This is a genomic window from Amycolatopsis sp. lyj-90, from assembly GCF_046549035.1.
Lineage (GTDB): Bacteria > Actinomycetota > Actinomycetes > Mycobacteriales > Pseudonocardiaceae > Amycolatopsis.
In genome coordinates this window covers 411,774-424,269 of record NZ_JAJPWP010000005.1, presented here as the reverse complement: position 1 = coordinate 424,269, position 12,496 = coordinate 411,774, and the positions used below count along the sequence as shown (strand labels likewise).

Genomic DNA, 12,496 nt, shown 5'->3' with positions numbered 1-12,496 from the left:
AGCTTCACAGACCGGAAACAGCCTGAGAGATAGGAGTATCACCCGAGATCGCTTCAAGGACGCGGCCTGCCGTCGACGGATTGTCGAGCAGCGCGACGAGGGTCGCGGCGACGTCCTGGCGCGGGATCGGCCCGCGGCCGGTCGCTTCGGCGATGCGGATCTCGCCGGTGCCGTCGTCGTCGGTGAGCTGCCCCGGCCGCAGGATCGTCCACTCGAGATCGCGGGCGCGGAGGTCGTCCTCGGCCGCTTTCTTGGCCTTGAGGTAGATCCGGAAATCGTCCGGGACGTCGGCGGTCTCCCATTTGTCCGCCCCCATGGAGCCGACCTGGATGTGCCGCCGCACGCCCGCCCGTTCGGAGGCCGCTGCGAAGAGTGCCGCGGCGGCCCTGTCCACAGTGTCCTTGCGATCCGTACCGCTGCCCGGCCCGGCGCCCGCGGCGAAGATCGCCGCGTCGGCACCGGCGAGCACCTTGGCCACGGCGTCCACATCGGACTTTTCCAGGTCGAGGACGACGGCTTCGGCACCGATCGCCTCGAGGTCGGCGACGTGATCGGGATTGCGCACGATGCCGACCGCCTGATCACCACGCTCGGCGAGGAGTTTCTCCAGCTTCAGCGCGATCTGTCCGTGTCCACCCGCAATGACTACTCGCATGTTCTTAGGACACCACAGCGGAGCGAAGCTTCTCCGTTGAGGGTGGTGGCGGGGGCATGGATGGAGTAATGCGTCTACTCGACTTCGGCAGGAGCCTCGGTGCCGCGCAGCAGCTGGTCGTAGACGATCTCGTTGACCAGGCGCGAGACCGGGTCCTCTTCCAGGATCATGCGCTCGTTGTGACCCTCGAGGTCGAGGTCGGTCACCGCGTTGGGGTCGGCGGCGACGATGGCCAGCCCGTAGGCGCGGGCACGCGGCAGGCAGTTGCCGACATAGTCTTCCGTCAGTACGGCTGGCGATGGGAGCACCATCGCGGCCTCGCCGTACCTCGCGAACGGGACCGCGGAGGCCATCGCGGTGCGCCAGTGCCGGGCGACCGCGAGGACGCCGATGATCTCGGCGGCCGGCGCGGGTGCGGTCGCGGCCAGCTCTGGCCAAGTCCAGGTGTCGACGGTGGCGCGATCGACGACGGGACCCATGCCCATCGCGATGCGCTCCGCGTGCACGTCGGTACGGAGCCGGGCGACCACGCAGATCTTGCGGCCGAGCACGGTGGTCTCCGGCAACACGATGCCGTTCCAGCCGAGCAGGGCGGCGGCCTTGCGTGAAAGCTCCTCGACGCTCGCGGGCAGTTCGATCGGCGGCACCACCCGGCTCGGCAGTGACCGGCTGCGCTTCGCGCCACCGGCGACCGTCGAGCTCTCCATATTCGGTGTAGCCGCCACGTTCCGCCTCCTTCGAACCTGGTTTCCCTAAGGCTCTTCATCCCGTGCCACCTCGGTGGAAGCGGCACATGACCTGTCTAACAGGGCGGGGACGCGGGGGCGCCGGACAAGGCGAGTGGCTGCGATCGACGGCGCCTTGTCATCGGTGACCGGTCGGTAGGCGGTCGTCGGACTTCAGTCCGACCGTGCCGCCAACCGAGTGAGAACGAGGTAAGTGGTGTTACCCGGCGTCTCCGAACGGTCACGGGTATGGAGTGCCCACCACCGAACACTGGCGAGGCAACGGAAGCAAAGTGCTGGTCCATTCAGCCTAGTGAATGGTCATTCCACTGTGGACCCTCGCAGGTCAAGGTCATGAGACCGTCGCGGTGCGGAGCAGTTCCTCGACGCCCGGTGTCCGCCACTCGTCCATCACCGCGATTTGCCTGTCCGCAACGAACCAGATCCGCTGGGTCACTCGAGCGTCGCCGCTTCCCCCCGTCTGTCCACGAGGAACACACTGGATCGTCCACTCCTCGTAGGCCGCCGTCGCCCCGCCCACCGGTGCGGTGGCGGAAGTCGTCTTCGCCGCGTCACCCTCTTGGCGGAGGTCCTTGCGCCCGGCGGCGTTGCAGGCCCGGCCGCCCGCGCTGCGCCGGTAGAACTCGCCCGGCCGGTAGGCCGGCTGCTCCGCCGATTCCTGCGCGTTGTCCGTGACCAGGACGTACTTGCAGTTGAAGTACTTCTTCGGGTCCGGGCAGCCCGGGGCGACGATCACCTTCTCCAGCCCTTGCGCCTGGACGGACCAGCCCGACGGCAGGTGCAATGTCAGCGCGCCGACCGAGACGTCGGTGAGTCCTTGCGCGGGTGGCGGCGCCGAAGTCCCCTTCGCGGTCTTTCCACCGGTCAGCCCCGCGACGAGTTCGGGGTTCAGGAGATCGGACAGCTGGTCGTACGGGAGCGTCATCGTCTGGACGCCGCAGGCGGTCTCGAAACCGAGCCGGTTGAAGTTGATCGTGAGCTCGACCTCGGCGGGCGTGAAGGTGGGGAACACCTTGCGTTCCCCCGGCCCGGCCAGGTCGGCGGGCTTGATCGGGGTCCAGGTCTTCAGTCCGCACCCTTGGTCGTGATCGGGCCAGAGCAGGTCGCTGAGTGCCAGCATCCCCTGATCCGAGAACATCCCGGGGCGGAACAGATCCGCGGGCGCGACGGGGTTACCGCCGGTCAGGTCGATCAACACGGCGGAGCGGCCCATGTTCCAAGTCGGATGCGGAGCGTTTTCGAGGCCGTGTTCGTAGCGCACCGAGAGGTACTTCTCGGTCTGCATCCGCACCTCGACCTTGGTGGTGAGTACGTAGGGGCCGCCGCCGTGCTCGGCCGCCAGCTCCGCCGCGCCCGGTCCCGTCTCCCGGTTCCACTCGTCGATCGGCGCGGTCAAGGCGTCGTTGACCCGTTTCGACCAGGCCTGGTCGGGTCCGCCGGTCACCTCCGGATACTGCCCTTGGAACTGGAGGGTGGTGCCGGGCACCGGTCCGGTGCGGGTCTTCATCGCGACCTTGAGCGCGACGGCCTGCTGACTGGTCGGCGGCGACTGCGGCGGCGGCGGACTGCTCGGGTCGGAGAAGACGACCACCGAGCCGACCACCGCGGCCGTCGCCGCGACGACGCCGACGGCGATCTTCAACCCGGCCGCGATCCCGCCGGTCGACGCGGCCACCGCGCCCGTTCCGGCGGCGGCGACCCCGGGTGCGGCCGCCGTCCCGGCACCGAGCAGGGCCAGCGGCGTCACCGCGACGAGGACGCCGGTCGCCTTCGCCAGCCGTGACCAGCCCTTGCGCTCCCAGTCGTCGCCGTAACCCGCCCGGGCGACGCGTTCCAGCTCCGCGACGAACATGAGCGCGTCGACCGGCCGTTTCGACGGCTCCTTCGCCATCCCCAACGCGACGATCTCGTGCACCGGCTGAGGTACTTCACCGAACGGGATCGGCGCGTGTTCGTGCAGCGTGCGCAGCACTTCGGTGTCGTCGGCCTGATACGGCCGATGCCCGGCGACGCACTGGAAGAACACGCAGGTCGCGGCGTAGACGTCGGTGGCCGGGGTGGCCTGCCCGCCTGACCACTGCTCGGGCGCCATGTACGCCGGGGTGCCGACGGCCGGGCCCCGTTCACCGGCGAGGACGGCCGTGCCGAAGTCGACGAGTTTGCTCTCGCCGGTGCCGGCGACGAGGACGTTGCCCGGTTTGTAGTCCCGGTGGACGACGTTGGCGGAGTGCGCCGCGGCCAGCCCGAGCAACGAACCCTTGAGCACCGCGAGCGCGGCTTCGGGTTCGAGGGCGCCTTCGGCCTGCAGCACCGACCGCAGCGAGACGCCGTTGATCGCCTCCATCACGATCGCCGCGCCCTGCGGCGTCTCGAAGAACTCGTACAGCTTCACGACATGCGGGCTCGACACCCGGTGCAGCGCCAGCGCCTCCTGGCGGAACGCGCTCAAATACGCGGGGTCGGTGGCGAAGCGGGAGAAGAGGTACTTGACCGCGACGACGTGGCCGGTGTTGTCCTGGCGCGCGAGCACCACGCGGCCGAAGGTGCCCGTGCCGAGCTGCTCCAGCTCGGTGAAGCCGGGCAGCCTCCACTCATCGCTCGCCTCGTTGATGTTCACGGCCACCGTGCCTCTTCCAGAATCTTGTCGAGACCTGGAGTGTTCCACTCGTCGACGACCACGAGCTGCGTTTTCGGCAGGAACCACACCCGCTGGGTAACGATCCCGCCTCCGGAGCACGTGAGCCGCCATTCCTCGTAGGCGGCCTTCTTCGTCCCGATCGGCCGGAGCTCCTTCTTCTCCAGGACGGGCGAGCCCTGCGTTTCGCCGGGTGCCCCGATGGAAGGACACGGACGCGGACCGGTCGAGCGGTTGTACGGCCTGCCCGGTTCATACGCCGGAGTGGCCGGGTCGACCCGCGAGTTGTCGCTGAAAAGGACGCTCGCGCACTGCGCACCCGTGCACTGATCGGCGGTCACCAGTTGGCGCTCGGGTGTCGCATCGGACAGCAGCTTCCATTTTTCCGGCGTGGTGATGGTGAAGGCGCCGACGTTGTCCTCTTTGGTCCGTTGCGCCGGTGTGTCGCCCAGCAGCTTCTTGACCTTGGGACTCAGCAGATCGACCAGCCGGTCGTAGGGGACGGTGACCGTCGTCGGGCTGCAGGCCATCGCGTACCCGAGCACGTAAGCGCTGACGTGGAAGACCATCCCGCTCGTCGCGGGTGCCGCTTGCACGATCGCCCTGTCTTCGGCGTTCGGGCCCGACATCGACCGGACGGGAAGATGCTCCGGCCGCGACGGCGGCTCGGAAAAACACTCACCCGGTTTGGCCGAGGCGTAGAACGTGTTCTCCAGCTTCAGCATCCGCTCGGCGTTGCCCTCGACGTCGTCGAACAGATGCTCGGTCGAGATCACGTCACCGCCGGACAGGTCGATCACGAGGGTGCGGACGTCGTAGGGGCCGTGATTCCCGAGCTGCACCGTTTCGACCGAGCGTTCGTAGACGACCGAAAGCAGCTTGTCGTCCTGACGCAGGACCTCGGCCGTGGTGGACATGTGCGGGATGTCGCCGTCGGGCTCCTTCTCCGGCGGGTTGCCCGGTGACCAGAGGGTGGTGAGCCAGTCGTCGATCGGCGCCATCAGCGCCTTGTTGACCCGTTCCTCCACGGCCTTGTCCTTCAGCCCGCTGATCCGGACGTACTTGCCGTTGTAGTCGAAGCCGTCGAGCTTCTCGGTCCGGGTGAGCAGATCGACCTTCAGCGCGGCGAGCGTCGTCGTGATCGGCGGCGCCGGGTCGTCGCCGCCGGAGTTGACCACCACGACCGTGCCGACGGCGGCCGCGGTGACGGCGGCGATCGCGGCGGTCACCTTGAGGCCGAGCGCGATCCCGCCGCCGGTGGTCGCCGCGACACCGCCCGCCGCGCCGCCCGCGATGACCGGCGCGGCGGCGGTCCCGGCTCCGAGCAGGGCCAGCGGGGACAGGGCGACCAGGACACCGGCGCCCTTCGCGAGCCAGTGCCAGCCGTTGCGCTCCCAGTCGTCGCCGTACGCCTTCCTCGCGGACGACTCCAGTTCGGTGACGAACTCGGCCGCCCCCGACGGCCGCTGGGCGACGTCCTTCGCCATCCCACGCGCGATGAGGTCGCGGACCGGTTCGGGAACCTCGCCGAACGGGATCGGCGCGTATTCGTGCAGCGTGCGCAGCACTTCGGTCTGTTCGGCCTCATACGGCTTGTGCCCGGCGACGCACTGGAAGAACACGCAGGTCGCGGCGTAGACGTCGGTCGCGGGGGTGGCGATCCCGCCCGCCCACTGCTCGGGCGCCATGTACGCGGGCGTGCCCGCGGCGACCCCGGCCTGCCCGGCGAGCACGGCGATACCGAAGTCGACGAGCTTGCTCTGACCCTCTCGGGTGACCAGGACGTTGGCCGGTTTGTAGTCGCGGTGGACGGTCCCCGCGGCGTGGGCGCCGGCGAGGCCAAGCAGCGAGCCCTTGAGGATGGCCAGCGCGGCTTCGGGCTCGAGTTTCTCCTGGCGGCCGAGGATCTCTTTCAGGGAGATTCCGTGAACCGCTTCCATGATGATGGCGGCACCTTGTGGGGTCTCCACGAACTGGTGCAGACGGGCGATATGCGGCCCCGAAACACGGCTCAGGACCTGCGCCTCATGACGGAACTCGGCCAGCCTTTGCGGGTCCGCCGCGAACCGTGTGTACAGGTATTTGATGGCCACGACCTGGGCAGATTCGTCATGGCGTGCCAGTACGACACGCCCGAACCCACCTTCGCCCAGCGACCCCATCTCGGTGAAACCCGGCAAGGCCCAGTCGTCCACAGATTCCTCCGCGATTCCCGATCGTGTCCCCTTGGAGGTGAGCTGCGCCGCAGCGGTTCCCCGCCTTCCGGGTTTAGGGTTACTCGTCGGTCACTTAGCCCGTTGCGATGGAGGAACGATGCGTTCGCCGAAGGATTTCTTCGCCCCGCTCGCGGTGGGGGCGCCGGAACCGCTCCGCCAGATCCCCGTGCCTCCTTCGCGGATGATCCACTTCTTCGACCCCAGCAACGAAAAGATGGCGGCCAAGGTCCCGGACCTCGCCAAGAAGGTCGACGTCCTGCTCGGGAATCTCGAGGACGCCGTGCGCGCCGACCGCAAGGAGGCCGCGCGGAACGGGCTCGTCGCCATCGCGAAGGCGACCGACTTCGGCAAGACGCAGCTGTGGACCCGCGTCAACAGCCTCGACTCGCCGTGGGTGCTCGACGACCTGATCACGCTGGTCACCGAGATCGGCGACAAGCTCGACGTGATCATGGTGCCGAAGGTCGAAGGCGCTCAGGACATCCACTACGTCGACAGGCTGCTCGCGCAGCTCGAAGCGCGGGCGGGCCTGACGAAACCGCTGCTGGTGCACGCGATCCTGGAGACCGCCAGCGGTGTCGCGAACGTCGAGGAGATCGCCGGCGCGAGCCCGCGGATGCAGGGCATCTCGCTCGGCCCGGCCGACCTCGCCGCGAGCCGCCGGATGAAGACCACCCGGGTGGGTGGCGGGCACCCCGGCTACCTGGTGCGCACCGACCCGACCGGCGAGGACCTGAACGAGGGACGCACGACGTATCAGCAGGATCTTTGGCATTACACGGTCGCGCGGATGGTCGACGCCTGCGCGGCGAACGGGATCCTGCCGTTCTACGGGCCGTTCGGCGACATCCGCGACGTCGTGGCCTGTGAAGACCAGTTCCGCAACGCGTTCCTGCTCGGCTGCGTGGGTGCCTGGAGCCTGCACCCGGTGCAGATCGACATCGCCAAGAAGGTGTTCTCGCCTTCCCCTGAAGACGTGGCTTGGGCGCGGCGCGTGATCGCCGCGATGGGTGACGGCACCGGCGCCGTGATGATCGACGGGAAGATGCAGGACGACGCCTCGGTGAAGCAGTGCCGGGTGGTCGCCGAACTCGCCGACGCCCTGGCCGCCGACGACCCCGAACTCGCCGCCGCCTACGACGCGGCCACTCAGGAGGCTCAAGCATGAATCCCCGACGTTCCGTCCTCTACATGCCGGGCGCCAACGAAAGAGCGCTGGAAAAGGCGAAGACGCTCGACGCCGACGCGCTCATCCTCGACCTCGAAGACGCCGTCGCGCCCGACGCGAAGGAAGCCGCTCGCGAGCGGGTCTGCGCCGCCGCGTCGTCGAAGGAGTACGGCGAGCGCGAGGTGACCATCCGCGTCAACGGCCTCGACACCGAATGGCACGACGCGGACCTCCGCGCCGCCGCGCAGGCGGGCCCGGCCGCGATCGTGGTGCCGAAGGTGAACTCCGCGGCCGAAGTGCACAACATCGAGCGCGCGCTGGAACTCGGCGGCGCGCCGGAGCACACGAAGATCTGGGCGATGGTCGAAACCCCGGTCGCGATGCTGCACGCCGAGGAGATCGCTTCGGCGTCCGAGCGGCTGACCGTGCTGGTGATGGGCACGAACGACCTGGCGAAGGAGCTGCACGCCGAGTTCGTCCCCGGCCGGGCGCCGCTGCTGGGCGGGCTTTCGCTGGCGCTGCTGGCCGCGCGGGCGACTGGCAAGGCGATCCTCGACGGCGTCTACAACGATGTGAAGGACCTCGAAGGCTTCGAGGCGGAGTGCCTGCAGGGGCGCCAGTTCGGCTTCGACGGCAAGACGTTGATCCACCCGGCACAGCTGGAGCCGTGCAACCGGATCTTCGCGCCGTCCAAGGAGGAGATCGAGCGGTCGCGCAAGATCATCTCGGCGTTCGAAGAGGCCAAGGCGGCCGGGCAGGGCGTCGTGACCGTGGACGGGCGGATGATCGAGAACCTGCACGTGGACAACGCGCGGCGGATCCTGGCACTCGCCGAGGCGATCGGTGACTAACAGGGACGTGTGGCCAACAGCCGCGAACACGGACTGTTGGCCGTGATGTAGGCGGCGACCTGCGGGGAGATCAGAAGGGCGAGACTTCGGACGTCCTCCCAGTGCCCCCGCAGGTCGACAGCGAGAAGCGGCTCGTGGTGAGCGACGCGGTTGCGAAGCCGGTGCAGGCGCTCTACGTGCCTGTCGACGTCACGGCGATCGGTACCGGCACGAAAAGCCAGGTGCAGGTACGGAATCCACAGCGGGTCGTGATGACGTCTCGCGGACAGGTATCGCCAGAAGCCGAAGCTGAGTTCGGCGATCACCTTCCCGGGCGACGGTGACGGTCGCTTTTCCGAACCGCAGGGGTGCTTGACCTTCGGGGTCGCGTTCTTGATGGCTTCGGCAAGCAGCCTTCGGCTTGTCTCGTTGACGTCGTACCGCGTGCCGTTCGCGGCCTTCTGCCACCGCGTCGGAAAGATCACCGTCGCTTGGAAGACCCAGTGCGGCTTCCCCGCCTCGACTGCGTGACCCAGTGCCCGGTCATAGGTGTTGCGCAAGGCGACTTCCAAGTGCGACAGGTCGTGATGGAACGCCGCGGATACCGCCGTGTTCCATTCGTACAAGCGCACGGCCAGCGCTCGATCCTGGTTCGCCGCTCGCAGGTAGACCTCGAACCTTGGCCTCGACAGCCAGGTTTCGATCCAGTCCCCCGCACCAGCGCTCGTCATGCTCGTAGCTCCCCGATGAGGGATTCGCTGTCACTCTCAAGTGGTCGGCGAATCTGTTATGCTTGTCAGCGAATAGCCCCGGATGGCCCCTGACCTGCTGGTCATGTCACCGGGGCTTTGATCTTTTCTGTTGCCGACAGGCAAGGCAAAGATGAGCAGAGCGTTGTGCCGCCGGATCGGCACCTGACCGCGTTTCGTCCTCTAGTTGCGGGGGCTCGGGGCTTGCACGAACGAGCGAATCGTCAACTTTCGCAGACGATTGCCTAAGCTGTGCTCATGACTGGCCAGCAGCTGACGTCGATCGAGATCGAGGGCTTCACCTCGATCCGGTCGGCGCGGGTCGAACTCGGCGCGATGAACGTGCTGATCGGCGCGAACGGCGCGGGCAAGAGCAACTTCGTCCAGGCCTTCGAGTTGCTGGGCCGGATCAGCGAGGACCTGCTGAACCTGTTCGTCGGCCGCAACGGCGGTGCTTCGGCACTGATCAACGACGCCGTCGACACCCTGCGGATCAGCCTGAAGCTGGAGGCGCCGCCCAACAGTTACCAGGCGCACCTCGCGGCCGCACCGAGCGAAGAGCTGATCTTCGACGAAGAAGTGATCTCGTACCACGGCCCCGGCCATGAACAGCCCTGGACGAAATCGATCGGCCGCGGGCACCGGGAGAGTCGCCTCAACGACGCAGCGGACGAGCGCGGGGCGAATTCGGTTGCTTCGCACATCATCGAGCTGCTCCAGGGCTGTCGCGTTTACCACTTCCACGACACCAGCGTCGATGCGCCAGTCAAGCGGTTGACTCCGACCGCCGACAACCTCGCGCTGCGTGCGGATGCCGGAAACATCGCCGCGGTCCTGCTGCGACTACGGGACAGTTCGGACCGGGCGGACAAGGTCGCGTATCGCCGGATCGTCGGCGCGATCCGGATCGTCGCCCCTTTCTTTCGCGACTTCGTCCTCCAGCCGGACAGCACCGACCGCATCCTGCTTCGCTGGCGGCGACAGAATTCGGAAACCATCTTCTCGGCGAACCAGATGTCCGACGGCACTCTGCGTTTCGTCTGCCTGGCCACGTTGTTGCTTCAGCCGGAGCTCCCGGCGCTCGTCGTACTCGACGAGCCGGAACTCGGCCTGCACCCGGTGGCCATCGTCCAGTTGGCGGACATGTTGCGCTTGACCTCGACCCGCAGTCAGGTCCTGATAGCGACCCAGTCGGTGACGTTGATGAACCAATTCTCCGCCGAAGACCTGATCGTCGTCGAACAGCGAGACGGGAATTCGGTCTTCACCCGGCCGAACAAAGCAGCCCTGGAGAACTGGCTCGACGAGTACTCGCTCGGCGAACTCTGGGAAAAGAACATCATCGGCGGTCAGCCGGGATCGCTGGGCAGCGTTCTCGATGCCTGATCAAAAGCGTCTGCACCTGTTGGTGGAAGGCCAGACCGAGGCGACCGTCGTCCGTGATGTGCTCTCCGATCACCTGCAGCGCCAAGGCTGGCTCGTCACCTATTCGACGGTTCGCACCCATACGTCTTCCATGACCTACCGCGGCGGCGTCTCGTCATGGCCGAAGCTGCACCGGGAGATCAAGGAACTGCTCGCCAGTCCCCGTCTCACCATGCTGACGACACTGTTCGACTACTACGGCTTCCCCGCTGACGCGCCGGGAATGGCCACTCGTCCGGCGGGGGCAGCCACCGCCAAGGTCGAATACGTCGAAGAGGCGTTGAAAGCCGCTATCGGCGACCACCGGTTCGTGCCCCATCTCGTGCAACACGAGCTGGAGTCCTGGGTGTTCGCCGCAGGTGATCAGCTCGCCGACCTACGCGACGACCCTGCGGTGGCCGAGCGGATCAAGCAGGACTGCGCCGAAGCCGGTGGGCCGGAACTCGTCAACGACGACCCGAAGAACGCGCCCTCGAAACGCCTCGCCAGGTATTGCCCTGGGTATGTGAAGACCCTCGAAGGACCGCTGGCGATCGCGGACCTGGGCATCGAGGGCTTGGCGGCTCAGTGCCCACACTTCGCCGCCTGGCTGGCCGAACTCGGCTCCAGGGTTTGACGCAATTCGTCCTCTAGTTGCGGTCGTTGCGTGGGCAAGGATCGCAACTAGAGGACGAAACGCGGTCAGGGCCAGGGGCGTGGAGTGGGGCGAAGGGTTTCGTAGGCGGCAGCGGCGCGAAGGACGTCGAGGTCGGCGAAGCGGCGGCCGCTGATCTGGAGGCCGATGGGCTGGTCGTCGCTCGTGTGGCCGCAGTTGATCGAGACCGCGGGCTGGCCGGACATGTTGTACGGCACGGTGAACGCGATGTGCTCGAACGGGCGGCGCGGGTCGTTGGTCGGCGAAGGCCACTCTGCGGGCGGGGCCGAGACCGGGCAGGTCGGTGACAGGACGACGTCGAAGCGTTCGGTCTCGCGCAGGGTCGCGACGGCGATGGCGTCGATCTGCGCAAAGCCGCGATAGGCCTCGACACCGCTGACGTCGGCGCCGCCGGCGGCCCAGTCGGCGATGTACGGCAAGACCTTCGCGCGGCGATCCTCGGGCAGCACCGACATGTCCGACCAGGCGCGGACGCGCCAGAAGGTGTCGAGCCCGTCGAGCATTTCGCGGCGCAGGAACGGCGAAACCGGCTCCACCACCGCGCCCGCGGTTTCGAACAGCCGCGCGGCTTCGGTGACGGCGCTGATCGTCTCGGGCGAGACCGGGAGTCCGACGCCCGGGTCGAGGTGCAGTCCGATCCGCAGGCCTTTGACGTCGGCCGACAGCGAAGTCCAGTCGAGCGACGACGGCGGCAGCGAGAGGTGATCGCGACCGTCCACACCGGACAGAACGCTCATCAGCAGCGCGGTGTCGGCGACGGTCCGCGTCATCGGCCCGGCGACGCGGCCGAGGAACGGCGGATCCACCGGTACCCGGCCGAAACTCGGCTTCAGCCCGACCAGGCCGCACCATCCGGCGGGCAACCGGATCGAGCCGCCGATGTCGGTACCGACGTGCAGCGGGCCGTAGCCCGCGGCGGCCGCCGAACCGGCACCGGCGCTGGAACCGCCGGGCGTACGCGTGGTGTCCCACGGATTCCGCGACGCGGTGTGGAAACTCGACAGCCCGGACGTCAGCATCCCGTAGTCCGGCATGGTGGTCTTGCCCAGCAGGACCCCGCCGGACTCGCGCACGCGGGCGCCCGCCGGGGCGTCTTCGGGCGCGGGGACCAGCGAAGAAGCGGCCGTGCCGAGCGGGACCGGCGTACCGCGGGTCGCGATGTTCTCCTTGAGCGTCAAGGGAACGCCGTCGATGGGGCCGAGCGGTTCCCCGGCGTGCCAGCGGCTTTCGGACGCCTTCGCGTCTTCACGTGCGCCGCTCGGGTCGTACGCGTAGAGCGCGTGCAGTTCGGGTTCACGCGCCTCGACACGGGCGAGGACCGCTTCGGTGACCTCGACCGGCGACAGAGTTTTCGCGCGGTACTCGGCGACCAGTTCGACGGCGGTCAGGTCTGGCAACTCCGGCACGGCAAAGGCTC

The 12,496-nt window shown here is 67.9% G+C and carries 10 protein-coding genes; 4 read left to right on the top strand and 6 right to left on the bottom strand.

The features are described from left to right. Positions 1–4: 4 nt before the first annotated feature. The 4 genes from ACLJPX_RS21325 to ACLJPX_RS21310 form a co-directional block, all read right to left on the bottom strand. A complete protein-coding gene (locus ACLJPX_RS21325) occupies positions 5–655 on the bottom strand; it encodes an NAD(P)H-binding protein (RefSeq protein WP_410601625.1) in 651 nt (216 codons plus the stop codon). 74 nt (positions 656–729) lie between these two features. Then, positions 730–1,380 (bottom strand): hypothetical protein, encoded by a 651-nt coding sequence (locus ACLJPX_RS21320; protein WP_101611640.1) that lies wholly within the window; start codon positions 1,378–1,380, stop codon positions 730–732. Between the two features lie 352 nt (positions 1,381–1,732). After that, the gene (locus tag ACLJPX_RS21315) at positions 1,733–4,024 is read right to left on the bottom strand and encodes a protein kinase domain-containing protein (protein ID WP_410601624.1); all 2,292 of its coding nucleotides are present in this window, start codon (positions 4,022–4,024) and stop codon (positions 1,733–1,735) included. Further along, on the bottom strand, positions 4,015–6,231 hold the full coding sequence (locus tag ACLJPX_RS21310) for a protein kinase domain-containing protein (RefSeq protein ID WP_410601623.1): 2,217 nt from the start codon (positions 6,229–6,231) through the stop codon (positions 4,015–4,017). The genes ACLJPX_RS21315 and ACLJPX_RS21310 overlap by 10 nt, the downstream gene beginning before the upstream one ends. Positions 6,232–6,349: 118 nt before the next feature. Here ACLJPX_RS21310 and ACLJPX_RS21305 point away from each other — a divergent pair, with 118 nt between their 5' ends. Together ACLJPX_RS21305 and ACLJPX_RS21300 are read left to right on the top strand one after the other, a co-directional pair. Then, positions 6,350–7,420 carry an HpcH/HpaI aldolase/citrate lyase family protein gene (locus ACLJPX_RS21305; RefSeq protein ID WP_101611637.1) on the top strand — a complete coding sequence of 357 codons (1,071 nt, stop codon included), beginning with the start codon at positions 6,350–6,352 and terminating at the stop codon, positions 7,418–7,420. Beyond that, positions 7,417–8,271 (top strand): HpcH/HpaI aldolase/citrate lyase family protein, encoded by an 855-nt coding sequence (locus ACLJPX_RS21300; protein WP_101611636.1) that lies wholly within the window; start codon positions 7,417–7,419, stop codon positions 8,269–8,271. The genes ACLJPX_RS21305 and ACLJPX_RS21300 overlap by 4 nt, the downstream gene beginning before the upstream one ends. Here ACLJPX_RS21300 and ACLJPX_RS21295 read toward each other — a convergent pair. Next, positions 8,268–8,981, bottom strand: a complete 714-nt coding sequence (locus ACLJPX_RS21295; RefSeq protein WP_410601622.1) for a hypothetical protein — start codon at positions 8,979–8,981, stop codon at positions 8,268–8,270. The two genes, ACLJPX_RS21300 and ACLJPX_RS21295, sit on opposite strands and share 4 nt — an antisense overlap. 276 nt (positions 8,982–9,257) lie before the next feature. Here ACLJPX_RS21295 and ACLJPX_RS21290 point away from each other — a divergent pair, with 276 nt between their 5' ends. Next, positions 9,258–10,385 carry an AAA family ATPase gene (locus ACLJPX_RS21290; protein ID WP_410601621.1) on the top strand — a complete coding sequence of 376 codons (1,128 nt, stop codon included), beginning with the start codon at positions 9,258–9,260 and terminating at the stop codon, positions 10,383–10,385. Then, complete coding sequence (locus ACLJPX_RS21285) at positions 10,378–11,040, top strand: DUF4276 family protein (protein WP_410601620.1); 663 nt, start codon at positions 10,378–10,380, stop codon at positions 11,038–11,040. The genes ACLJPX_RS21290 and ACLJPX_RS21285 overlap by 8 nt, the downstream gene beginning before the upstream one ends. A gap of 65 nt (positions 11,041–11,105) precedes the next feature. Here ACLJPX_RS21285 and ACLJPX_RS21280 read toward each other — a convergent pair whose 3' ends face one another. Then, the gene (locus ACLJPX_RS21280; RefSeq protein ID WP_410601619.1) at positions 11,106–12,485 is read right to left on the bottom strand and encodes an amidase; all 1,380 of its coding nucleotides are present in this window, start codon (positions 12,483–12,485) and stop codon (positions 11,106–11,108) included. Between the last annotated feature and the right edge of the window lie 11 nt (positions 12,486–12,496).

Coding starts and splice junctions, on each gene's coding strand:
- ACLJPX_RS21285 (WP_410601620.1), top strand. CDS start 10,378: ATGCCTGATCAAAAGCGTCTGCACCTGTTGGTGGAAGGCCAGACCGAG.
- ACLJPX_RS21295 (WP_410601622.1), bottom strand. CDS start 8,981: ATGACGAGCGCTGGTGCGGGGGACTGGATCGAAACCTGGCTGTCGAGG.
- ACLJPX_RS21325 (WP_410601625.1), bottom strand. CDS start 655: ATGCGAGTAGTCATTGCGGGTGGACACGGACAGATCGCGCTGAAGCTG.
- ACLJPX_RS21305 (WP_101611637.1), top strand. CDS start 6,350: ATGCGTTCGCCGAAGGATTTCTTCGCCCCGCTCGCGGTGGGGGCGCCG.
- ACLJPX_RS21290 (WP_410601621.1), top strand. CDS start 9,258: ATGACTGGCCAGCAGCTGACGTCGATCGAGATCGAGGGCTTCACCTCG.
- ACLJPX_RS21300 (WP_101611636.1), top strand. CDS start 7,417: ATGAATCCCCGACGTTCCGTCCTCTACATGCCGGGCGCCAACGAAAGA.